The 22878-nt window shown below is 71.9% G+C and carries 24 protein-coding genes; 13 read left to right on the top strand and 11 right to left on the bottom strand.

Features of this window, described 5'->3' with window-relative positions; genetic code table 11:
- Positions 1-19: 19 nt before the first annotated feature.
- Entirely contained in the window at positions 20-652 is a 633-nt protein-coding gene (locus AB0316_RS17840) for a dihydrofolate reductase family protein (protein WP_366274390.1), read from the bottom strand.
- Between the two features lie 120 nt (positions 653-772).
- On the opposite strand from AB0316_RS17840, the gene AB0316_RS17845 reads away from it, so the two are divergent.
- The 6 genes from AB0316_RS17845 (at position 773) to AB0316_RS17870 (ending at position 5240) form a co-directional block, all read left to right on the top strand.
- Positions 773-1171 (top strand): hypothetical protein, encoded by a 399-nt coding sequence (locus AB0316_RS17845; protein WP_366274391.1) that lies wholly within the window; start codon positions 773-775, stop codon positions 1169-1171.
- Between the two features lie 50 nt (positions 1172-1221).
- Positions 1222-2016 (top strand): hypothetical protein, encoded by a 795-nt coding sequence (locus AB0316_RS17850; protein WP_366274392.1) that lies wholly within the window; start codon positions 1222-1224, stop codon positions 2014-2016.
- Between the two features lie 75 nt (positions 2017-2091).
- Positions 2092-2841, top strand: coding sequence for a hypothetical protein (locus tag AB0316_RS17855; protein WP_366274393.1), 750 nt, complete (start codon positions 2092-2094; stop codon positions 2839-2841).
- Entirely contained in the window at positions 2838-3899 is a 1062-nt protein-coding gene (locus AB0316_RS17860) for an alpha/beta fold hydrolase (protein WP_366274394.1), read from the top strand. Before AB0316_RS17855 ends, AB0316_RS17860 begins: the two co-directional genes overlap by 4 nt.
- A gap of 64 nt (positions 3900-3963) precedes the next feature.
- Positions 3964-4737, top strand: a complete 774-nt coding sequence (locus AB0316_RS17865; RefSeq protein ID WP_366274395.1) for an isoprenylcysteine carboxylmethyltransferase family protein — start codon at positions 3964-3966, stop codon at positions 4735-4737.
- Positions 4734-5240 carry an SRPBCC family protein gene (locus tag AB0316_RS17870; protein ID WP_366274396.1) on the top strand — a complete coding sequence of 169 codons (507 nt, stop codon included), beginning with the start codon at positions 4734-4736 and terminating at the stop codon, positions 5238-5240. The genes AB0316_RS17865 and AB0316_RS17870 overlap by 4 nt, the downstream gene beginning before the upstream one ends.
- Positions 5241-5260: 20 nt before the next feature.
- Here the strand turns inward: AB0316_RS17870 and AB0316_RS17875 are convergent, their stop codons facing one another.
- Positions 5261-6013: an FCD domain-containing protein gene (locus AB0316_RS17875; RefSeq protein WP_366274397.1), complete on the bottom strand. Its 753-nt coding sequence runs from the start codon at positions 6011-6013 to the stop codon at positions 5261-5263.
- 90 nt (positions 6014-6103) lie between these two features.
- Between AB0316_RS17875 and AB0316_RS17880 the strand changes: the two genes are divergently transcribed.
- From AB0316_RS17880 to AB0316_RS17890, 3 genes are read left to right on the top strand one after another with little or no spacing between them, the layout of a single operon-like run.
- Positions 6104-7030, top strand: coding sequence for a proline iminopeptidase-family hydrolase (locus tag AB0316_RS17880; protein ID WP_366274398.1), 927 nt, complete (start codon positions 6104-6106; stop codon positions 7028-7030).
- A gap of 30 nt (positions 7031-7060) precedes the next feature.
- Positions 7061-8500, top strand: a complete 1440-nt coding sequence (locus AB0316_RS17885) for an APC family permease (protein ID WP_366274399.1) — start codon at positions 7061-7063, stop codon at positions 8498-8500.
- 2 nt (positions 8501-8502) lie between these two features.
- Positions 8503-9435: an acetamidase/formamidase family protein gene (locus AB0316_RS17890; protein ID WP_366274400.1), complete on the top strand. Its 933-nt coding sequence runs from the start codon at positions 8503-8505 to the stop codon at positions 9433-9435.
- A 12-nt stretch (positions 9436-9447) separates the two neighbouring features.
- On the opposite strand, the gene AB0316_RS17895 is transcribed toward AB0316_RS17890, so the two are convergent.
- Positions 9448-10437, bottom strand: a complete 990-nt coding sequence (locus AB0316_RS17895) for a YihY/virulence factor BrkB family protein (protein ID WP_366274401.1) — start codon at positions 10435-10437, stop codon at positions 9448-9450.
- Positions 10438-10504: 67 nt separating this feature from the next.
- The gene (locus AB0316_RS17900; RefSeq protein WP_366274402.1) at positions 10505-12463 is read right to left on the bottom strand and encodes a hypothetical protein; all 1959 of its coding nucleotides are present in this window, start codon (positions 12461-12463) and stop codon (positions 10505-10507) included.
- 4 nt (positions 12464-12467) lie between these two features.
- On the opposite strand from AB0316_RS17900, the gene AB0316_RS17905 reads away from it, so the two are divergent.
- A complete protein-coding gene (locus AB0316_RS17905; RefSeq protein WP_366274403.1) occupies positions 12468-12776 on the top strand; it encodes a hypothetical protein in 309 nt (102 codons plus the stop codon).
- Positions 12777-12969: 193 nt separating this feature from the next.
- Positions 12970-13386 carry a hypothetical protein gene (locus tag AB0316_RS17910; RefSeq protein WP_366274404.1) on the top strand — a complete coding sequence of 139 codons (417 nt, stop codon included), beginning with the start codon at positions 12970-12972 and terminating at the stop codon, positions 13384-13386.
- Between the two features lie 17 nt (positions 13387-13403).
- On the opposite strand, the gene AB0316_RS17915 is transcribed toward AB0316_RS17910, so the two are convergent.
- The 4 genes from AB0316_RS17915 to AB0316_RS17930 form a co-directional block, all read right to left on the bottom strand.
- Positions 13404-14093: a haloacid dehalogenase type II gene (locus AB0316_RS17915; RefSeq protein WP_366274405.1), complete on the bottom strand. Its 690-nt coding sequence runs from the start codon at positions 14091-14093 to the stop codon at positions 13404-13406.
- A gap of 62 nt (positions 14094-14155) precedes the next feature.
- On the bottom strand, positions 14156-16438 hold the full coding sequence (locus tag AB0316_RS17920; protein WP_366274406.1) for an MMPL family transporter: 2283 nt from the start codon (positions 16436-16438) through the stop codon (positions 14156-14158).
- A gap of 81 nt (positions 16439-16519) precedes the next feature.
- Entirely contained in the window at positions 16520-17269 is a 750-nt protein-coding gene (locus AB0316_RS17925) for an aquaporin (protein ID WP_366274407.1), read from the bottom strand.
- A gap of 138 nt (positions 17270-17407) precedes the next feature.
- Positions 17408-18301: an alpha/beta fold hydrolase gene (locus AB0316_RS17930; RefSeq protein WP_366274408.1), complete on the bottom strand. Its 894-nt coding sequence runs from the start codon at positions 18299-18301 to the stop codon at positions 17408-17410.
- A gap of 144 nt (positions 18302-18445) precedes the next feature.
- On the opposite strand from AB0316_RS17930, the gene AB0316_RS17935 reads away from it, so the two are divergent.
- Complete coding sequence (locus tag AB0316_RS17935; RefSeq protein ID WP_366274409.1) at positions 18446-18772, top strand: DUF952 domain-containing protein; 327 nt, start codon at positions 18446-18448, stop codon at positions 18770-18772.
- 213 nt (positions 18773-18985) lie between these two features.
- Here the strand turns inward: AB0316_RS17935 and arfB are convergent, their stop codons facing one another.
- The 3 genes from arfB to AB0316_RS17950 are packed head-to-tail and all read right to left on the bottom strand — an operon-like array spanning position 18986 to position 21454.
- Entirely contained in the window at positions 18986-19441 is a 456-nt protein-coding gene (gene arfB, locus AB0316_RS17940) for an alternative ribosome rescue aminoacyl-tRNA hydrolase ArfB (RefSeq protein ID WP_366274410.1), read from the bottom strand.
- A gap of 37 nt (positions 19442-19478) precedes the next feature.
- Complete coding sequence (locus tag AB0316_RS17945; RefSeq protein WP_366274411.1) at positions 19479-20255, bottom strand: SDR family NAD(P)-dependent oxidoreductase; 777 nt, start codon at positions 20253-20255, stop codon at positions 19479-19481.
- Positions 20256-20308: 53 nt separating this feature from the next.
- The gene (locus AB0316_RS17950) at positions 20309-21454 is read right to left on the bottom strand and encodes an acyl-CoA dehydrogenase family protein (RefSeq protein ID WP_366274412.1); all 1146 of its coding nucleotides are present in this window, start codon (positions 21452-21454) and stop codon (positions 20309-20311) included.
- A gap of 142 nt (positions 21455-21596) precedes the next feature.
- On the opposite strand from AB0316_RS17950, the gene AB0316_RS17955 reads away from it, so the two are divergent.
- Positions 21597-22877, top strand: coding sequence for an MFS transporter (locus AB0316_RS17955; protein WP_366274413.1), 1281 nt, complete (start codon positions 21597-21599; stop codon positions 22875-22877).
- Position 22878: the final 1 nt, after the last annotated feature.

The raw sequence follows: 22878 nt of genomic DNA on the forward strand, positions 1-22878 counted from the left end.
GCCGGTGGTCGGGGACCTGTCACCGGTTCTTGCGCGTGAAGGTGAAGTGGGTGACGCCGCTCGGGGTCGAGACCGCCTCGACGTCGAAGCCCTCCTCGACGGCCTCGAGGCCGTCCCAGAGCCGGATGCCGCGGCCGAGGACGATCGGGACCTGGACGAGGTGCAGGTGGTCGACGAGGCCGGCGAGCAGGAACTCCCGCACGACGGTGGCGCCGCCACCGATCCGGACGTCCTGGCCGTCGGCGGCCTCGCGCGCCGTCTGCAGCGCCTCGGCGGGGGAGGCGTCGAGGAAGTGGAACGTCGTGCCGCCCTCCATCTCGATGGGCGACCCGGGGCGGTGGGTGAGCACGAAGGTCGGGGTGTGGAAGGGCGGGTTGGGGCCCCACCAGCCGGTCCAGTCCGGGTCGTCGTGCCAGCCGGGAGGGCCGAACTTGTTGGCGCCCATGATCTCGGCGCCGATGCCGGGCCCGTGGCGCTGGGCGAAGGCGTCGTCGACCCCGGCGCTGCCGTTCGGGTCCCAGGAGCGGGTCGCCATCATCCAGCGGTGCAGCCGCTGGCCGGCGTGCCCGAAGGGGGTCTCGGCGCTCTGCGGCTCGCCGGTGGCGAAGCCGTCGAGCGAGATGGAGAAGTTGTGGATGCGGGTCAGTGACATGGCGTCCTCCTGGGTCGACCGTGCGGTCCCATGGTGGCGCACGCCGCCGACACGAGTGCTCCATCGCGCCCGTGCGGGTTGGGCGGTCGGCGTGGAGGACCGACTGGCAGTCTGTGGTCCATGAGTGCTGTCGACCTGGGGACGCTGCGGCTGTTCCTCCACATCCTTGGGGCCACCGTCTGGGTCGGCGGCCAGGTCACCCTCGCGGCACTCGTCCCTGCCCTGCGCGCGGCGGGCACCGACGTGCCGCGAGCCGCGGCGAACGCCTTCAACCGCATCGCCTGGCCGGCGTTCGTGCTCCTGCTCCTCACCGGCGTCTGGAACGTCGTCGCCGAGGGCGACAAGGGGCCGGCCTACGAGCACACCCTGATGTTGAAGTACACGCTGGTGGCCGCCTCGGGCGTGACCGCCCTCGTGCACTCCCGGGTGAGCTCGCGGCGGGCCATGGCGGTCTTCGGCGCCCTGACCGGGCTCACGGCGCTCGCCGCGCTCTTCGTCGGCATCATGCTCGCGGGATGAGCTCCGGCAAGCCGGCCGGGCGCGGCGCGAGGCGCGTCTAGGCTGGCACCGTGGGCCAGCGTTCGCTCGCCGCGGCGGTCACGAGGTGGGCCGGCGTCGTCGTCGCCGCTCTGCTGTCGGCGTGCACGGCTGCGATGCCACCCGGTCTCGACGGTCGGACCGGGCCCAGTGGGCCCGACGGAGCGCTCTCGTCGGCGACTCCCACGCCCGTGCTGACCACCATCGACGGGATGACGCCCGTGCCCGAGGCCCTCGACTGCGTCGCCGAGCACCTCGACGGCCGGCGAAGCGACCTGCCCGGCCCGGAGCTGTTCCCGCCGGCCTACCCCGGCGAGGTGAGCGTTCGGCTCGTGCTCCCGGGCCGGGACTCCTCGGACGCCGGCTGCGGGGCAGACCTGACGCAGAGGTTCAGCTGCCGCGACGCGACGTCGTGGGCGGTGCCCGATCCGACCGAGCTCCTCCTGACCTTCGCAGCCCGCCAGGTGAGGGTCCTCGAGGGCACGTCCGCCGCCCGGACGCAGTCGACCGAGGACGGTCTGGGCCCCGGGCCGGCGAAGCGCTCGTTCACCTACGCCGAGTACGCGTTGGCGGACGGCGACCCCTGGGGCGCCGAGGCGTTCGAGCAACGTGCCTTCCAGACGTGCGCACCGGGGCCGGCGACCGTCGTGGACGGTGTGGCGATCCGGACCGCCATGGTCGGGACCACCACCGGCTTCGTCGATGCGGCGGTCCTGGTCTCGGGGGACCGGCTCGTCATGGTCGCCCTGTCCGGGAGCCGGTGGTCGGCGGACGAGCGCGACCGCGCCTGGCACGTGGTCGCGCAGCACCTCCGGCAGGAGGCCTGACCGGCCGCACTGCTCCCCACCCGACTCCGTCGAGATCCGCTGACGACGGCGACGCGGGGCGCGCATGATGGGCGCATGGCCGACGAGCCGGGAGTCGAACCGGGACTCGAACCGGGCGCGGGTCGGCCCGCGTCCGGCCAGGGCGCCCGGGTCGCTCGTCCGGGAGGCTCGGGCCCCTCGGCGGTGGAGAGCTACCGGTGGCCGCTGGTCTCCCTGGTCGCGGTCATCCTGCCGCAGGTCCTCGTGCCCTCGAAGATGCGCGAGGGGCCCCCGATCGCCGTGCCCGTCATCGAGGGCGCGGTGGTGCTCGTCCTCCTCGCGGTCGCCGCGAAGCCGGGACCCGTTCCACGCGCCGCCCGTCCGCTGGTGCTGACCCTGGTCGCGGTCCTCATCGCCGCCAACACCGTCGCCGCTGCGAGGCTGGTGGCCCTCGTGCTGCGCAGCACCCCGGCCGGCCAGACCCCACCCACCGCGACCCAGCTGCTCGTCACGGCCGTCACCCTGCTCGCCACCAACATCGTCACCTTCGGCCTGCTCTACTGGCAGCTCGACGGCGGCGGTCCCGACGCGCGCCGGCAGGGAGCCCGCCGCCACCCCGACTTCCAGTTCCCGCAGACGGGAACCGAGGACCTGGGGCCGCCCGGCTGGGAGCCGCGGTTTCCCGACCACCTCTACGTCGCGTTCACCAACGTCGTCGCGTTCAGTCCCACCGACACCATGCCGCTCACCCACCGCGTCAAGGGCCTGATGGCGATCCAGTCGATGATCTCGCTGGGCGTCCTTGCGGTGGTGCTCTCCCGAGTCATCAACATCCTGCCGCCGTGAGCGGTCGTCACGGTGCGGTCGTGGGGCAGGCCATCGGCGCCGTCCGGCTGGCCGACGGCACGCGGGTCGCCTACGCGACGAGCGGAGGTGGGCCGCCGCTGCTCTTCGTCCCGGGCTGGGTCTCCCACGTGGAGCTGGGGTGGGCGCTGACGCCGGAACGCCGCTTCTACGAGGGCCTCTCGCAGGGCAGGACCCTCGTGCGCTACGACCGCCCCGGCTGCGGCCTCTCCGACGCCGCGCCGGACCGTGACCTCGTCGAGCTGGAGATGGAGGTCATCGCGGCAGTCACCGCCCGGCTCGATATCGGGCGCTTCGACGTGCTCGGGACGTCGATGTCCGTCCCGCTCGCCGTCAGGTGGGCCGCCTCGAGGCCGGAGACCGTCGATCGGCTTGTCCTGTGTGGCGGTTGGGCTGACGGTGGCCGCATCGCGGAGCCCGAGGTACGCGCGCACCTGCTGGGCCTGGTGCGCCAGCACTGGGGACTCGGCTCGGAGGTGCTCACGGGCTTCTTCGCCCCGGACGCCGACGCGGCCTTCCGGGCCGCGCTGGCCGCCCACCAGCGGCACTCCGCCTCAGCGGCCGACGCCGAGCGCCTGCTCGGAGCCTGCTACTCGATGAGTGTCGTCGGCGACCTGTCCGGCGTACGCGCCCGGACCCACGTGATCCACCGCGAAGGGGACCGTGCGGCGCCGCTCCGCGAGGCGCGGAGGCTGGCGGACGGCATACCCGGGGCGCGGCTGACGCTCCTGCCCGGCCGCGCGCACATGCCCTTCGACGGCGACGCCGAAGGCCTCCTCGCCGCCATCCGCCGGTGCCTCGACCTGCCGGCGCTGCCACCACCGGTGCCCTCAGAGGGAGCCGTCCTCACCGCCCGGCAGCTGGAGGTCGCGCGCCTCGTCGCCGGTGGCCTGACCAACCGGGACATCGCCGCCCGCCTCGTCCTGAGCGAGCGCTCGGTGGAGTCGCACGTGGACCGGATCCGAGCACGCCTCGGCTTCCGATCCCGCGCACAGGTCGCCGCGTGGTACGCCACGACGCACCCGACCGCGCCCTCCTAGGTGCCGCCGCCGGTGCCGTGTTTCCACGGCTGAGCAGCGACGCTGCGACCGTCACGCTGGATCCATGAAACGCGTTCTCCTGCTTGGGTATGCCGCCCTGGCGTACCTCTCGTTCGTCGCGATCGTCGGGTGGGCCGTCACCTTCGTCGCAGACCTCGACATCGTCTCCGGCATCGACCACGGTCCGGCGGCCGCGAGGGGCACCGCGGTCGCGATCGACCTCGCCCTGCTCGGCGTCTTCGCGGTGCACCACTCCCTCATGGCACGGCCGGCCGCCAAACGCGCCCTGACCCGGTTCGTGCCGCAGGCCGCCGAGCGGAGCACCTACGTCCTCACCGCCGACCTGCTCCTCGCGCTGGTGCTCTGGCAGTGGCGCCCGGTCGGACCGATCCTGTGGCACGTGGACACGCAGCCGTGGCGCGTGCTCCTCTGGGCCGGCTACCTGACCGGGTGGGTGGTCGCCATCGCGTCGACCTTCCTCATCGACCACCTCGACTTCGTCGGCCTGAGGCAGGCATCGGCTCAGACATGGGCTCGGACCCACGAGCCGCCGCGACTCACGACCCGCGGGCTCTACACGCTCGTGCGGCACCCGATCATGCTCGGGCTGCTCATCGCGTTCTGGGTGACGCCCACCCTGAGCGTCGGGCACCTCCTCTTCGCGACCGCGGGGACGGCATACGTCATCGTGGGGATCCGCTTCGAGGAGGCCGACCTGCGGCGGACTCTCGGCGCCCGGTACGTCGACTACGCCCGGCGCACCCCGGCGCTGCTGCCGGTCCGCCGCCGTGCCGCCACGGGAGCCAGCGCACCCGTTTCGAGGGAGGAGGCGTCATGAGCGCCAGCGTGGTCCGGTTCGAGTCCCGAACGATCGTCCGGCGGCCGGCGAGCGAGGTGTTCGCGTGCCTGGCCGACCTGCCCGGCTACGGCACGTGGATGCATCGCGACGGCGTGTTCGGCAGGGTCGAGCTCACGTCGCCGGCACCCGTCGGCTGCGGCACCACCTACGTCGACCGCACCCGGATGGGCCCGTTCGTGGGGGAGGTGACCGAGCACGTGCCCTCGTCGCGGGTCGCCTTCCGCGAGACCCTCAGCTGGTTCGGCCGCCCGCTGATGCAGGCGCGACCGGGCTACGTCCTCGAGGCCCTCGCCGACGACCTCGCCCACGGCCCCGCGGACGGCGGGGCGACGGTGGTGCACCACGTGGCCGAGGCCGAGCTGCACGGGCCGATGCGGCTCTTCAGGCCGGTCGTCGCGTGGATGGCGACCCGGGAGCGGACCCGTACCCTCGCCTCGCTCGAGCGCGCGCTCGCGCCCGACGGGCCGCGACGGGCCCGCTGAGCCCGGTCCGGCGCCGGCGGTCAGCCGCCGCGGGCGCGCTGGAGTCCGGCGCGCATCGTCTCCAGGGTCAGCCGGAAGTGCGCCTGCGCGCTCCGGCCCGCCGCGTCGACCTCGCCACGCACGACGTGCCCGACCAGCTCGACGTGCTGGGAGAGCGCCTCGTCGTAGAACTCCTGGGTGTACGGCTCGACGCCGAAGCCGAGGGTGGCCGCCGCCGTCAGGTGCGCGCTCAGTGACGTCAGGTGCGGGTTGCGCGCCGCCGCGGTGACCAGGCCGTGCAGCCGGCGGTCGGCGTTGCGGGCCTCGGTCATCGACGTCGCCGCCCCGAACTCGGCGAGCGCCTTCTCGAGCGCCGCGACGTCATCGGGCGTCCGCCGCTCGGCCGCGGCGCGGGCGATCATGCCCTCCACCATGCAGCGGTAGTCGTAGAGGTCGAGCAGCCGCGGGATCTCCGTCTCCAGGGTGCGCCGCGCGACCTCGGGCGCGACGTCCTCCCACGAGGCCGAGGCGACGAAGGCGCCGCCTGCGCGCCCGCGCCGGATCTCGATGAGTCCGAGCTCGGTGACGTGCTGCAGCGCCTGGCGCACCGTCGCCCGGCTGACGCCGAGCGAGGCGGCCAGGTCGCGCTCGGGCGGCAGGCGCTCGCCGGGGGAGTACTCGCCGACCGCGATGGCCGTGACGAGCCGGTCGGTGAGCGAGGTCGTCTTCGTGCGCGAGCCGTCGCCGAGGAGGTCGACGGGCCTGTCGTCCCCGACGTCCGGATGGCTCTGCACGGAACGCAGTCTAGGTCCGAAGCGCGGAAAGGTCTTGTCACCGGACCATTTGCGTGGTCCACTTTGGCCTGGTTCACCCGAGGAGGACCCATGGCAACGACGCGCGACGCGCGCTTCCCAGACCCCACCACCGAGGGCGAGGTCGACTTCCGCGGCCACCGCACCTGGTACCGCATCACCGGCGAGCTCGACCCGGACGCCGAGCAGGCGCCCCTCGTCGTGCTCCACGGCGGGCCCGGTGCCGCCCACAACTACACGCTCATGATGGCCAACCTGGCCGGTCGCGGCCGCGCCGTCGTCCACTACGACCAGCTCGGTTGCGGCGGCAGCACCCACCTGCCGGATGCTCCCGCCGACTTCTGGTCGCCGCAGCTGTTCGTCGACGAGCTGCGCAACCTGGTGGAAGCGCTCGGCATCGGCGAGCGCTTCCACCTGCTCGGCCAGTCGTGGGGCGGCATGCTCGGCCCCGAGGTCGTCCTCTCCGACGACTCGGGCATCCGCAGCCTCACCATCTGCGACTCGCCTGCCTCCATGGAGCTGTGGCTCGAGGCGGCCAACACCCTGCGCGCCGAGCTGCCCGAGGACGTGCAGGCGACTCTGACCCGCCACGAGGAGGCGGGCACCACCGACTCGAAGGAGTACGCCGACGCCGAGAAGGTCTTCTACGACCGGCACGTGTGCCGGGTCGTGCCCAACCCGCCCGAGGTGACCGACTCCTTCGCCCAGATCGAGGCCGAGCCGACCGTCTACCACACGATGAACGGGCCCTCGGAGTTCCACGTGGTCGGGTCGCTCAAGGACTGGTCGGTCATCGACCGGCTGGACGGCATACGCGTCCCGACGCTCGTCGTCTCGGGCGCGCACGACGAGGCGATGCCGCTCGTCTGGGAGCCGTTCGTCGATCGCATCCCCGACGTGCGCTCGCACGTCTTCCCCGACTCGAGCCACATGCCCCACGTCGAGGAGCCCGAGGCCTTCCTCGAGCTCGTCGAGTCCTTCCTCGCCCAGCACGACTGACCAACCCCGACCCCGACCCGGAGATCACGCATGTCCTCGCACGACACCCACACCCTCGGTGAGGGAGACCTCACCGCGTTCGGCTACAAGCAGGAGCTGAACCGCGGCCTCTCCACGGCCGACCTGCTCATCTACGGCCTCGTCTTCATGGTGCCGATCGCGCCGTGGGCGATCTACGGCACCGTCTACAACGAGGCCAAGGGCATGGTGCCCCTCGTCTACCTCATCGGCCTGGTCGCGATGATCTTCACGGCCCTGTCCTACGCCCAGATGAGCCGCGCGTTCCCCATCGCCGGGTCGGTCTACTCCTACGTCGGGCGGGGCATGCACCCCAAGCTCGGCTTCATCGCCGGCTGGACGATCCTGCTCGACTACCTCCTCGTGCCGACGCTGCTCTACGTCTTCGCCGCGGAGTCGATGTACGGCATCTTCCCGTCGGTGCCCAAGTGGGCGTGGATCCTGATCTTCCTGGCCGTCAACACGGCCATCAACTACGTGGGGATCTCGTTCACCGCCGTCGTCAACCGCCTCTTCCTGACCGCCGAGGTGCTCTTCATCGTCATCTTCGTGGTCATGGCGATCGTCGCCATCGCCAACGGGACCGGGGGCGCCCACGTCACGACCAAGCCGATCTTCGACTCCGCCAACTTCTCGGCGCCCCTCGTCGGCACCGCCCTGTCGATCGCCGTCCTCTCGTTCCTCGGCTTCGACGGCATCGCCACCCTCTCCGAGGAGAGCAAGGGCGGCCACCGCTCGGCGGGGATCGCGATGATCGGCGGCCTCTTCCTCGTCGCGTTCTTCTTCATCAGCCAGACCTGGCTGGCCGGCATGCTCATCCCCGACACCACCTCCTTCTCGGACGCCGAGGCGGGCAACGCGTTCTTCGACATCGTCGGCAGGATCAGCAGCAACGGCTGGCAGATCGCCTTCCTCGCCATGAACGCCCTCGCCGTCGGCATCGCGAACGCGGTCGCCGCCCAGAGCGCCACCTCGCGGCTGCTCTTCTCGATGAGCCGGGACGGCCAGCTGCCGCGCTTCCTGGCCCACATCAACACCCGCAGCAAGGTGCCCGAGCGGGCCATCCTGCTCGTCGCCGGCATCACCCTCGTGCTCGGGCTCTTCTTCGTCGGCCAGATCGGGCTCATCAGCTCGCTGGTCAACTTCGGCGCCCTCACCTCGTTCCTGCTGCTGCACCTGTCGGTCATCACCTACTTCGGCGTTCGCCGCAAGTCGCGCAACGTCGTGCTGCACTGGGTCGGTCCGGTGATCGGCTTCCTCATCATCGGCTTCGTGCTGTGGAACGCCGAGCCGGCCGCCAAGATCGGTGGCGTGGCCTGGCTCGTGATCGGCCTGCTCGTGCTGGCCTACTACAGCCGCAAGGGGATCGGGATCCTGCCGGAGCACCGGGCCGACGCAACCGACACGGCGCAGGACGCCGACCTCCTCGCCGCGACCGACCGGAAGGGCTGACGATGACCACCCACCTCATCACCAAGGACCACGCGCACGCCGGCTACTCCGCCGAACACGAGCCGGTGCTCACGATCGAGCCGGGCACGGGGGAGCGCATCAGCTTCGAGACGGACGACGCGGCATACGCCCAGATGGAGCAGCTGCGCGACCTCGCGAAGGTCACCGCGACGATCAACCCGGTCACCGGCCCGGTCCACGTGGCCGGGGCCGAGCCCGGCGACGCGCTCGCGGTCACGATCCACGACATCGAGATGGCCGAGCACGGCTGGTCGGTCTACATCCCCGGGGCGGGCGCGCTCGCCCGGCCGATGGGGGAGGAGTGGTACGTCCGGCGGGTGCCCGTCCGCGACGGCAACGTCCAGCTCACCGACCGGGTCAGCTGCGCCGTGGCGCCGATGATCGGGTGCATCGGCGTGGCCCCGGCCGAGGGCGAGATGTCGACGGTCATGCCGTCCTACCCGACCGGCGGCAACATGGACCTCACCGACGCCCGGCCCGGCTCCACCGTCTACCTGCCCGTGCAGGTCGAGGGCGCGCGCCTGGCCATCGGCGACCTGCACGCCGTGATGAGCCGCGGCGAGAGCTCGTTCGTCGCCATCGAGATCGCCGGCCGGGCCACGGTCAGCGTCGACCTCGTCAAGGGCATGAACTTGCGTGCGCCGCGCGTCGACACCGGCGACGAGCTCGTGTGCGTGGGCCTCGGTGACCCCGTCCAGGACTCCATCGACCGGGCCTACGAGGACCTCTTCGAGGTGCTGACGAAGGAGCACGGCTACGGCAGGGGGGACGCGTACACCGTCATGAGTGCGCTCGCCCACACCGAGCTCGGCGGCCCCACGGGATCGGTCGCGCCCGACCCGCTGCACCCGTTCCGGGCGATCGGGCAGGTCACGCTCGCGCGGATCGCGAAGCGCTACCTCGACCTCGCCTGAGGTCACCCCGCCTCACGGGTCCCGGCGGTCGTCCTGCCAGGACCCGTGCGGGTGGAAGGTCACGTCGACCTCCTCGAAGCCCTTGGTCCGCTCCGCCTGGGCCTGCTCGGTGTAGGCCCGGCGGTCGGCCGCCGTCAGGGACACGTCGTCGGTGAAGGGCGTCAGCAGGGCGCGCGGGTGCAGCCCGTCGACGCGCACGACGTTGACCTCGACGCAGAGCACGACCATCGTCGCGGACAGGTAGAGGAAGGCGAGCAGCCCGAGGACCACCGCGAACACGCTGTTGGTGGCACTCGCGTTGCGGACCACGTGTGAGACGAAGACGACCCCGAAGGACTGGAGCAGCTGCCAGCCGATCGCCGCGGCGAGGGCCCCCGGCAGGACGTCACGGACCGACAGCGGGCGCGTCGTCGCGAACCGGAAGGCGAAGACGAACAGGGCGCAGTTGAGCAGCACGCCGGCGGCCAGGGTCAGCACCTTGACGACGACCTGCGTGGAGCCCGAGCCCGGCGTGCCCACTGCCGACAGGACCATGGTGCCGAGGACCGCTACGCCGACGGTGCCGAGCAGCACGAGGCTGCGGCCGCGGGCCTGGAACGGGTTGGGGCGGCTGTTGCGCGGTACCCGCCAGGCCGAGTTCATCGCGTACTGCGCCGCCTGGGCGATGCCGAGCCCGCCGTAGAGCGACACGAGAACGCCGATGACGAGCCCCGTCGCGCCGCCGCCGAGCCGCTTGGGCTCGCCGAGCTGGGCGCCGACGACGGGGAACTCGGCCACGGCCGAGTGGATCACCCGCTGCTGCAGCTCCGGGTTCCCTGCCAGCACGATGCCGAGGACGGTGGCCAGCACCAGCAGCAGCGGGAACAGCGAGACGAACCCGTAGTAGGTGATCAGCGCAGCGAGATACGGGCCCGAGTCGTCGAAGTACTTGTAGAGCACCGCGATCGGGAAGCTCGCTGCACGATGTCTGCGCTGGAACCGGTCCAGCCGCTCGAGGGCCACGCCGGTGTCGTACCCACCTGGGGCCCAGCCGGGAGCGGACCGCTGCCGGCTGGGCTCCGGTGAGGGCCTAGCTCGTGCTGGCGAGCTTGGCGTGGGTGGCGCAGGTCCACGGGGTGACGCTGAGGTCCTCGAGCTGCACCGAGGCCTCGGTCTCGTTGCGGTCACCGGTCCAGCGGTCGAGCCACTCGAACGGTCGCCCGTCGGCGGTGAACACGGTGCGCGGTTGGCCCCGGCAGTAGTCCTGGCTGAGCGTGCCCTGCGCCGTCCACGGCCCGAGCATCTCGGGCGCGGTGGCATAGCCCGTGCGCACCATCGTGGGGCCGGCCGCCGAGAGGTTCATCGGCGGTCCCGAGCAGTAGCCGCAGTTGGGCGTGCTGTAGGTCAGCTGCCAGGTGCCGTCCTGCCGCTTGAAGATCCCCACGCCCTCGGCGGAGGTCACGCCGGCGAGCTTGATCACCTTCGTGCCGTTGCCGGTGCCGTCGGTCCAGCTGGGCGTGAGCTCCTCCTGGGAGAGCGAGCCGAGAGAGCAGACGATGGTGGCCTTGTCGCCGTCGGTGCCGATGCTGAAGTCGCCGTTGTTGAGGCAGGGGACCAGCGTGGGCTTGTGGTCGGAGCCGAACGGCGCGCCGGCGCTCGAGCCGCAGGGCCCCATGGGGCCGTTGCAGCCCATGGCCCAGTACGCGTTCTGCCGGTAGGTGTTGTAGTCGGAGGGAGCGTTGAACCACAGCACCCAGGCCCCGTCGGGGCGGTGCAGCATGCGCGGGTTGAAGCAGCCGGCGCCCCTGGCCCCGCAGACGGTGTTCCACGTCTTGCCGTTGTCGAGGGTCCACGCGGGGTCCTTGACGGTGGCCGTGGGGGAGAAGAGCAGCGTCGGGAGCGACCAGGGGCCGGCGAGCGTCGGCGCACTGCGCACGGCGAACCCGCAGAACGGGGTGTTGGCTCGCCCCCAGGTGAAGCCGCACTCGTACTGCGTGCCGTACATGTAGAAGGTGCCGTTGTCCTCGACGATCGTGCCGTCGTGCATGTCGAGGCCGGTGTAGGTGCCCGTCGGGGCCGGGGTAGGCGCGTCGTACCAGCCCTGCACGTCGACGACGAGGTCGACCGGGGTCGCGGCGAGGTTGTGCGCCCGGAAGCCACCGTCGACGCCGAGGCCGATGGCCTGGAAGCCCGCCGAGACGCCGGCGCCGTAGGTGGCCGTCGTCGTCGCGAGCGGCTCGGGGGCGCCGCTGGCCCACAGCCGCAGGTTGCCGGCGCCGGAGGTGGGGGCAATCGTGGCGACGTTGCCGACGACGGCGTTGACGCCGGTGGAGGCCGCGGGGATGCGTCCGGTGGAGGTGGCGGCGATCGCGCGTGACTCCGACGGTGCCAGGGGCGCCCTGGTGGTGCGCGAGTCGTAGATGCGCTCGACGTCCGGGTGGAAGAGGCCGCCCCGGCTGTCGCGGGCGAAGTAGCCGTCAACGTCGACGGCGAGGTCCACGGTCGCGCCGTGCGGCACGATCGTGAAGGCCTTGTGCGAACGAGAGGTCGCGAGCCCCGTCGTGACGGTGATCTCGGTGCGCGCGGAGGCCGGGAAGTTGACCGACGTGGTCGGGGCCGTCTGGCCGGTCGGGAAGATGGTGAGGTAGCCGCTGGTCCGCGACCGGTTGAGTACGATGAGGTGCACGGTGGCTGCCGTCGCGTCGAGCGGCACACCGGTGCCCATCGTGACCGGCACCTTCAACGCGGTGTTCGAGGCGTACGCCTGCTTGGGGGAGCCCAAGCCGGTGGTCGTGTTGACGATGCGGGAGGCCACGTGCTGGCTGACGTAGCGCATCGGCGACGAGGTCGAGTAGTAGCCCTGGACGTCCATGATCAGGTCGGTCCGGGAGCTCGTCCGGACGCGGATGGCGCCGTCTGCACCGACCGGCACGACCGCCGAGCCCGACACCGTCAGGCGCCCGGCGTAGTTCAGGTAGGTGACGGACGAGTTGGGCGTGCCCGGCCCGTTCGCGTCCGCGTGGAGCAGGCCACCCGCCGAGGGGCTCACCACCGTGAAGGTGACGCTGACCGCGGTGACGCCGGTGCGCGGCACGCCTGCGACCCCGCCCACGGGGACGCGCCGCCACGTGCCGGCAGGCATCGGTGCGGCATACGGCCCGACACGGCTCGACCTGCGCGTGTCCAGGGCGCGGCCGGTGACCGCCACGAAGCCCGACCCGGTGGGGGCGCTCGTGGCGGTCGCGAGCGAGGGCGTGCCTGCGCTCGCGAGCGGGCCTGCCGACGCAGGCGGCGGCTCAGCCACCCCCAGCACCAGCGACGACGAGACGACAGCCAGGGCTGCCACCAGCAACACGCCGTGACGGCGCAACGAACTCAGAATCACGAACCCACCCCTCCGGGGAAGAAAGGTACCGGACGGGGGCGGCATTTTGCTCCGAAACGGACGGATGGAGTGCCGGGCGGGGTCCCGCCGACGGCGGGACCTTGGCCTCTGGCGCGTACGGACGCCCGGCGACTGGGATGGCAGTAGGGACCGATGGAAGGGAGAACGCCATGTCGACCCTCACTCCTCCACGCAGGGCACAGACCTCGGACGGTGTCGTCAAGGGCAGAGCGCTGGCGCGCTGGTCGGTGTGGATGCCGGTCGCCTTCGTCGTCGTCTACTTCCTCGTCTCGTTCGTCAGCCTCTACGTCGCGTTCCCGCTGCTCGGGCTGCAGGAGGGCGACCTGTTCCTCTTCGCGCACAGCGCGGCCGGGTGGGTCGTCGCCGTCGTCGGGTGGCTGCTGCTCGCCGTCGCGCCGGTCACCGGACTGGTGCTCGGCGTCCGGGCGCGGCGTCTGGGCGCCGGGACGACCGCCGTGGCAGGGATCGTGTTCAACGCGGCCGTCACCCTGCTCCTCGCCTACCTGGTCTTCGACGAGATCCGGATGGCCTACATCCCGAGCTTCACGCTCCTGTTCCTCCGCTGAGGGGCGGTCGCTGCGGCTCAGGACGCGGGCAGGCCCTCGAGCCGGCTCGCCAGGTCGGTCAGTGACGTCGCGACGAGGTCGGCGGCATACATCGGCCCGGGGTAGGGCGCGCCGGTGCGGTCGACCCACGCGGCGCGCAGGCCGGCGGCCTTCGCCCCGTGCACGTCCCACGGGTGGACGGCTACCAGCATCGCGTCCTGGGGTGCGACGCCGCACTGCCCGAGGGCGTACGCGTACGCCGAGGCGGCCGGCTTCCACGCCGGCGCGTCCTCGACCGACAGCACCCGCTCGAAGCGGTCCCGGAGGCCACTGCGCTCGAACAGGCCCTCCGCGACGTCGGCCGACCCGTTGCTCAATGTCACGAGGCGTAGCCCCATCCCGGCCAGCGCCCGTATGCCGTCCGGCACGTCCTCGTGCACCGGCAGCTCGAGGAAGCCCGCCATGACGTGACGGGTCGCGGCCTCGACGTTGGCCTTGCCGTGCAGGACGGTGCGCAGCGACGCCCGGGCCACCTCGGCGAAGGACGGGTTGTGCCCGGTGACGGTCAGGGCGAAACCGTCGCGCAGGAGACCGGCGAACCACGGTGCCGCAAGGTAGTGCGGCACGCCCACCTCGACGAAGCGGTCGCCGAGGTGCGTCATGTCCGACAGGGTCTCGTTGACGTCGAAGAGCAGCACGCGCGGGCGGCGCTCGAGGGTTGGGGTCATGCCCTCAATCCTGCGCCTCACCTCACCTCACCGCTCGGCGTGGTCGCGGTGCGGCCGTCTGTCTAGCTCCTGCGCGACTCGCTGGCAGGCTGCGGAGTGGTCGGCTCCTCAGCGGATGGCTGCTCGGTCCTCGGCTCGTCGGCGGTGGGCCGCTCGGCGCTCGCGGGCCCCGCCTCGTGCCGAGCCTTCGGGCGCAGGGCGATCGGCCACCAGATCCGGTCGCCCAGGTCGTAGGAGACGGACGGCACGAGCAGGCTGCGCACGACGAGCGTGTCGAGCAGGACGCCGAAGGCGACGATGAACGCGATCTGCACGAGGAAGAGGATCGGCAGGACTGCAAGGGCTGAGAACGTGGACGCGAGCACGATGCCCGCGCTGGTGATGACCCCGCCGGTGACCGCGAGGCCCACCAGGATCCCGGGACGGGTGCCCCGGGAACGCGACTCCTCGCGTACGCGGGTCATGAGGAAGATCGAGTAGTCGATGCCGAGCGCGACGAGGAACACGAACCCGTAGAGCGGCGTCGACGGGTCCGAGCCCGGGAAGTGGAAGACGTGGTTGAAGGCGACCGCGGCCACGCCCATCGTCGCGGCGAACGACAGCACGTTGGCGGCGACCAGGATCAGCGGCGCCACGATCGAGCGCAGCAGGAGCATGAGCACGACGAAGATGACCGCGAGGATCGTCGGGATGATCACCTTGAGGTCGCGCTCGCTCGCCAGCCGCACGTCGAGGTTGGTCGCGGTCTGGCCGCCGACGAGCACGTCGGTGCCGACCTTGTCGAGGGACGTGCGGAGCGTCTCGATCGTGTCCTCCGCGGCGATGGTGTCGGCCTGCGCGTCGAGCGTGGCCTGCACGACGACCTGGCCGTCGACGACCTTGGGCGGCTGACCGGGCGCCAGGCCCACCTGCGGGTTGCTGACGCCCGGGGTCGAGCCGAGCACCTGCACGACCGCGTCCGCCTTGTCCTGCGGGGCGGCGATCTGCACGGGTGACCCGGACCCGGCCGGGAAGTGCTTGGCGAGCACCTCCTGCCCGGTGACGGAGTCGACCTTGGTGAGGAAGAGGTCGGACTGGGCGACGCCGCGCGCGTTGAGGGTCGGCAGGAAGGCGGCACAGGCGAGCAGGGCCAGCAGCGTGATCACCCAGGTGCGCCGGGGCCGGCGGCCGACCATGCCGGCGACGCGGCCCCAGATGCCACGGGTGCCGACCGCGTCCGCGCTGTGCACGTGGTCGACGCGGGGGATCTGCGGCCAGAAGATGCGCCGGCCGATGAGCAGCAGCACCGCCGGCAGGAACGTCAGGGAGGCCACGAACGCCCCGACGATGCCCAGCGCCCCCACCGGCCCGAGTCCCTTGGTGCTGCCGAGATCCGACAGGCGCAGGCAGAGCAGGCCGAGCACGACGGTGGCGGCGCTCGCGGCGATCGGCTCGACGGCTGCGCGCCAGGCGATCTTCATGGCCGCCCACGTCGAGTCCTGGTCGTGCAGCTCCTCCTTGAAGCGCGCGACGAGCAGCAGGGCGTAGTCGGTCGCGGCACCGACGACGAGGATCGACAGGATGCCCTGGCTCTGGCCGCTCAGGCTGATCGTCCCGTTCTTCGCCAGGGGGAACACGACGAGCGCGGCCAGCGACAGGCCGAACATCGCGGTGATGAGCACGGCGAAGGGCAGGATCGGGCTGCGGTAGACGATGAGCAGGATGACGAAGACGACGCCGAGGGCGACGAGCAGCAGGATCCCGTCGATGCCGCTGAAGGCGATGATGAAGTCGGCGAAGAAGCCGCCCGCGCCCGTCACGTGCACGTTGAGCCCCGACGAGCCCAACGTCGATGCGGCGGAGTCACGCAGGGCCTGCGCGACGGCATACAGCGCGGTCTTCCCGGCGACCGTGTCCTCGGCCTTGTCGGCGAGGAACGACACGGGGGTGAGCGCGGCCTGCTTGTCCTGGCTGGGGACGGCCGCCCGCGGCGGCGACTGCAGGAACTCCCCGACGGTGCGTGACGGGTCGGCCAGGCGCAGCCCGGGTATGCCGGCGACGTACTTCTGCACGGCCGCGAGGTCCGCGGGGGTCAGGCCGCTCGGCCGCTCGACCACGACGAGGTAGGGCAGGGTCTTCGTGTCGCTGGTTTGCTGCACCAGCTTGCTGACCGCCGTCGACTCCGCCGCCGGTGGCAGGAAGTTCGCGTTGTCGTTCGTCGCGACCTCCGACAGGCGGCCGACCAGGGGGCCGCCGACCCCGCCGATCGCCAGCCACACCAGCACGGCGAGGGCCGCGAACCACCGCACTGCGGCGCGGCCCCTCGGCTTGGTCGAACTGCGGCTACCCCGAGATGCCTCGCCCATGGGTCTCATTGTGGTGCAGACGCGCGGGGCAACGTTGGACAGCTGGGGAATCCGAGCGCGGTGGACAAGAGCCGGGCGCCATCACGCCGGGACGTCGGCGCCCGTCGGGTCGACCTCCGACGACGCGGTGCGCGTCTCGAGGAACGGCGCCGCCAGCGCCGCGAGGGCCCCTCCGATGAGGGGAGCGACGATGAACATCCACACGTGCGCGAGGGGCTCGCCGCCGTTCCACAGGGCAGGGCCGATCGAGCGGGCCGGGTTGACGGACGTGCCGTCGAGGGGGATCCCGACGAGGTGGATCACCGTCAGCACCAGGCCGATCGCGAGTCCGGCGAACCCCGGGGCGGCGGCGCGGTTGGTGACGAGCAGGATGACGAGGACGAGCAGGAAGGTGAGGACGATCTCGAGCACGAAGGTGCCGCTGGCAGAGATGTTCTTGCCCCAGTCGTTCGTGCCGAGGGCGCCCGTCTTGTCCTTGGCGCCGCCGAAGTCGGAGACCATCAGCTTGAGCAGGGCTGCGCCGACGATGGCGCCGACGAGCTGGGCCGCCCAGTAGGTGCCGGCTTCGCCGAGGGTGAGCCCTCTGCGCAGGAGGACGCCGAGGGTCACGGCCGGGTTGACGTGGCAGCCGGACACCGGGCCGATGGCGTAGGCCAGGGCCAGCAGGACGAAACCGAAGGCGAGCGCGACACCGGCGAAGCCGATGGTGTCGATGCCGAAGACGGCCGAGCCGACGGCGAAGAAGACGAGGATGAACGTGCCGACGCCCTCGGCGACCGCCTTACGGGCCAGGTCGGGTGTCGGGCCGGACACGGAGCGGTTGGCAGGCATGGGTGTCCTTTCGTGGAGGGGATGGCCACCCGGCCCAGCGAGGCGACTCGGGCGCTCGTGGGCAGCGTAGGTCCGCCGGTCGGACGGAACCAGAGCCGTGCAGGCTTGTTCACACCCTCCGGGTGATGGGCCGGCCGGTCAGCGGTGGAGGAACTCCTCCAGGAGGCTCGCGAAGCGGTCCGGCTGCTCGAGGTGGGGGAAGTGCCCGGCCCCCTCGAACAGGACGACCTGCGCGTCAGGGAACACCTCACGGGCGCGGTGGGCGTGCCCGACCGGGATCATTCGGTCGCGCGTGCCCCAGATGACCAGGGTGCGCAGGTGCCCGGCACTGACGGTGTGGCCCCGTGCGCTGATTGTCTGACCGCCCGGGTCGATGACACCGCGCGTCGTGGCGAGGAAGGCCCGACGGCTCTCACCGTCCGAGAGTGAGGTGAAGCCCTTCCACACCGCCGAGGCGTCGGCACTGGGACGCCAGCCGAGGTCGCGCACCGCCTTGCCCACCGTCTCCACGCGCCCGCGCACCCACGACGACGCGATGACCGGCAGCACGAGCTCGGCCCCGGGCAGGGTGGCCGAGCGCAGCAGCGGACTGACCGTGCGGCCGAAGCCTCCGGTGGCCACGAGGACGAGAGCGTCGACCCGCTCGGGGAAGAGGTAGCAGAACTGCATCGCGATGCCCCCGCCCAGGGAGTGACCGACGAGCACGACCTTCGCGATCCCGAGGTGGTCGATCAGGTCCCGGAGGACGGCGGCGTGCGCCCCGAGCGAGTAGTCCCCGACGGGCTTGGCCGAGGCGCCGTGCCCGAAGAGGTCCGGGATGACCACGCGGTGGTGGTCGTCGAGGCGGTCGACGAGGTGGGTCCAGTTGTCGTGGGAGCCGAGCAGGCCGTGGATGAAGAGGATGGCAGGGCCGGTGCCCGCGTCGACGTAGGACAGGTCGTGGCCCCGCAGCCGCACCACCCGGGCCGGGAACCCGGGCGCGGGGCTCTCCGGCGTGGGGCTCTCCTGCGGCGATCCCTGTGCGCTCACCATGTCCGTGTCCTCCTGGCAGGCGCCCCACCGTCGCTGCGGAGGGCGGCGCTCCCACCTCCAGCGTGCCCCGCCCGCGCCTGGTCCACGTTCGACGGAGCAACGGTGAGACGGACCTCACCGCCTCTCTTGGTAGCGTCGCGGGACATGATCTATCACCTGGCCGAACAGGCCGACTGGGAACAGGCGCAGCGCGACGGCCGCTACACGCGTTCGACCAGGGGACGCTCTCTCGAGCAGGAGGGCTTCATTCACGCGTCGTCGGCGCAGCAGTGGCCGGTCGTCCGGGCGCGGTTCTACGGAGACGTCGCGGAACCGCTCGTCCTGCTGCACATCGACGAGTCGCTGCTCGGGTCCCCGGTCGTCCACGAGGTGGGGGACCCTGCGACGGGTGAGACGTTCCCGCACGTCTACGGGCCGATCGAGGTGGCCGCAGTCGTCGACACGACGCTCGTCCAGCCCCCGCACGCCTGACCGAGAGCGCGGAGGCCGTACCCAGCACCGGTACGCCGTCTCGCCGGCCCGCGCGGTGACGTACCCCTCGACGTGACGCAAAGTGCCCAGTCGACGTGGTGACGCAAAGTGCCCACTCGACGTCCACGTCGAGTGGGCACTTTGCTGCAGTTGTCCACAGCGCGTCGACCCGCAACGTCGAGTGGGCACTTTGCTGCAGTTGTCCACAGCGCGTCACTCGGGGCGGATGCGGCCCCGGCCGGACTTCACCTGAGCGCGACGCTTCTTGCCCTCGATGCGGCGTTCCTTCGACCCGCGCGTCGGCTTGGTGGGGCGGCGCGCGACCGGCGGCGGGGCCAGGCCCTCGCGCAGCAGGACGGCGAGGCGCTCCCGGGCCGCGGCGCGGTTGCGCAGCTGCGAGCGGAACTCGGACGCCACGACCGTGACCCGTCCACCGACGAGACGGTGCGCCAGCGCGGCCGCGAGGCGGTCGCGCTGGGCCGGGGCCAGGGCGACCGACGTGCCGGGCTCGAAGACGAGCTCGACCCGGCTGTCGGTCGTGTTGACGCCCTGCCCACCGGGCCCCGAGGAGCGGCTGAAGCGCTCGACGAGCTCGATCGCAGGGATGACGAGGCCGTGTCGCAGCCCGGGGCCGGGCGCGATCACGAGGTCACCGCCGGGCTCGTTCACCTCGCCATTGTCTCGCGACTCGGCGGGCGACCGGGACTCAGCGAGGCGGCATACGCAGGGCGCCGTCGAGGCGGATGACCTCACCGTTGAGCATCGGGTTGTCGACGATGTGGCGCACGAGGCCGGCGTACTCCTCCGGGCGGCCGAGGCGCGACGGGTGCGGCACCTGCTTCTCGAGGATTTCCTTGACCTCGCCCGGCAGGCCGGCCAGCATCGGTGTCTCGAAGGTGCCGGGGGCGATGGTCATGACGCGAATCGCCTTGTCCGCCAGGTCGCGTGCGGCCGAGAGAGTGAGCCCGACGATGCCGCCCTTGCTCGCGGCGTACGCCGCCTGACCGATCTGCCCGTCGAACGCCGCGATGCTCGCGGTGTTGACGATGACACCCCGGTCGCCGTCGACCGGCTCGTTGCCGAGCATCGCCGCCGCGGCGAGGCGCAGCACGTTGAACGAGCCGACGAGGTTGATGTCGATGACCGTCTTGAAGGTCTCGAGCGACAGCGGGCCGCCGCGACCGATGACGCGCCCCGGCGTCGCGACACCGGCGCAGTTGACCGCGACCCGGAGCTCGCCGAGCCCGGTGGCGCGCTCGACGGCAGCCTGCACCTGCGCCTCGTCGCGCACGTCGGCGGCCACGAAGGTCGCGCTGCCCTCGCGCTTGCCGTTCAGCTCCTCGACGAGTGCCGGCGCGGTCGAGCCCTCCAGGTCGAGGATGACGACGGTCGCGCCGTCGGCGACGAGTCGACGGGCGGTCGCGCCGCCGAGGCCGGAGCCGCCTCCGGTGACGAGGGCGACAGTGGACGAGTTCAGTTGCATGACAAGCCTTTCGGGCGTATGCGGTGTGGTGGGATGGGGAGGGCGCGTGACGGTCAGCGGGTGAGGAGCTGACGGGAGATGACGAGGCGCTGGATCTGGTTGGTGCCCTCGAAGATCTGGGTCACCTTGGCCTCGCGCATGTAGCGCTCGAGCGGGAAGTCTTCGGTGTAGCCGGCGCCGCCGAGCACCTGGACCGCGTCGGTGGTCACCTTCATCGCGGTGTCGGTGGCCAGGAGCTTGGCGACCGCGGCCTCCTTGCCGAAGGCGCGCCCGGCGTCCTTGAGGCGAGCGGCGTGAAGGTACGTGGCGCGCGCGGAGGTGACGGCCGCCTCCATGTCGGCGAGCAGGAAGGCGAGGCCCTGGAAGTCGGCGATGCGGCGGCCGAACTGCTCGCGCTCGCTCGCATAGGCGGCAGCTGCGTCGAGTGCCGCCTGCGCGAGTCCTGTTGCGGCAGCCGCGATCCCGAGCCGTCCGGCGTCGAGGGCGGACAGGGCGATCTTCATGCCGTCGCCCTCCCGGCCGACCAGCCGGGAGCCGTCGACCATCACGCCGTCGAACATGACCTGCGCCACCGGGTCGCAGTGCAGTCCCATCTTGCGCTCCGGTGCGGCGAAGGACAGGCCCGCGGCGTCGCCCGGGACGATGAAGGTCGACAGGCCCTTGCCTCCGTCGTCCGACGTGCGGGCGAAGGTCGTGTAGTAGTCGGCGTGGCCGGCGTGGGAGATCCAGGCCTTGGTGCCCTTGAGCGACCAGTCGTCGCCGGTGCGGGCCGCCCGGGTCGTCATCGAGGCGATGTCGGACCCGGCGAGCGGCTCGGAGAGGCAGTAGGCGCCGAGCTGTTCGCCCGAGAGCATGCCGGGCAGGAGCGCGTCCTGCTGCTCCTTCGTGCCGTAGGTGGCGACGGGGTAGGCGGTCAGGCTGTGCACGCTGACGCCGACCGCGACGCTCATCCACACGGTGGCGATCTCCTCGACCACCTGGAGGTAGACCTCGTAGGGCTGCGCGGCGCCGCCGAACTCCTCGGGGTAGGGCAGCGAGAGCAGGCCCGCACGGCCCAGGGTGCGGAAGACCTCCTGGGGGAAGGCGTGCGCGCGTTCGGCGTCGTCGACCTTCGGTGCGAGGTCCTTGCGGCAGATCTCGCGGGTGAGCTCGATCAGGTCGGCGGCTTCGTCGGTCGGCAACAGCCTCGTCGCTGGCATGCCTCAGATACTAGGACGTCCGAGCATTCCGTCCAAAGTGTGAGATGAGGGTTCGTGGGAGGGGTCGCGCCGCGGCCGGCTCGCCGACCGCACCCACGGAAATGGGACGACGGCGAGGTGGCCGCCGCCCTACGTTCGAGTGGTGCTCACGCTCCTGCGGCGGCCGCCGCGCGAGGCGGACGCGACCACCACCTTCTACGCGCTGACGGCGGTCGCGGCCTTCGCCTTCGCCCTGTGCTTCACCCTGAACCTCGTCTTCCAGTACCGCGTCGTCGGCCTGGACCCCTTCCAGATGGTGCTCGTCGGGACGGTGCTCGAGGCGACCTGCTTCCTCTTCGAGATACCGACCGGCATCGTGGCCGACCTCTACAGCCGCCGCGTGTCGGTCATCATCGGGTTCCTGCTCATCGGTGTCGGGTTCGCGGTCGAGGGGGTGGTCGCGACGTTCGCCGCGGCGCTGGTCGGCAACGTGCTCTGGGGCGTCGGCTTCACCTTCACCTCCGGCGCGCTGCAGGCGTGGATCACCGACGAGGTCGGGGAGGACGCCGTCGCGCCGGTGTTCACGCGGGAGACGCAGCTGCACCTCGCCTTCGGGATCGTGGGCACGTCGGCGGCAGGTGGTCTCGGCCTGCTCAGCCTCCGCGCGCCGGTCATCACGGCCGGCGCCGTCCTGGTCCTGCTTGCCCTCGGGCTGTGGGCCGTCATGCCGGAACGGCACTTCCACCCGACACCCCGAGGTGACCGCGAGACCTTCGGGCACCTGCGGCAGCAGCTCGTGGCTGGACTGCGCATCGCGCGTCGGCGGCGCGTCGTACGCGTCTTCCTACTCGTCAGCCTGCTCGTCGGTCTCGCCAGCGAGGTGTTCGACCGGCTCTGGCAGGTGCGGGTGCTCGACACCTTCACGGTGCCGGCGGTGTTCGGCGGCGACGAGGCGGTGGCCTTCACCGCGTTCGCCCTGGTCGGCACGGTCGTCTCGCTGGGCGCCTCGCTGGCCAGCGGGCGGTGGCTGCCCCGGCGGCTGGTGGACGCGACCCCCGGGCTGCCCGTGGCCGCGGCCGCCCTCGTTCAGGTCCTGGCGGTCGTCGGCGTGGCTCTGCTCGGCAACCTGTGGCTGGTGCTGGTCTGCGTGTGGCTGCGCGGCGCCGCGATGGCGTTCAGCGCACCGATCGAGGCGACGTGGGTCAACCGCAACCTCGAGGGACCGACCCGGGCGACGGTGCTGTCGCTGAACAGCCAGGCCAACGCCCTCGGCCAGGTCGCCGGTGGCCCGCCGCTCGGCGCGCTCGCGACGTGGGCCTCGATCCCGGTCGCGCTGCTGGTCGCCGCCGTCGTGCAGGCCCCGTCGGTCGCTGCCTTCCTCCGGATCCGCTCGGCCGGGGCGGGCACGGAGGGCCGCGTCCTCGAGGCCTCGCTGGAGGAGTGAG

This window comes from Terrabacter sp. NPDC080008 (assembly GCF_040702505.1).
GTDB lineage: Bacteria > Actinomycetota > Actinomycetes > Actinomycetales > Dermatophilaceae > Terrabacter.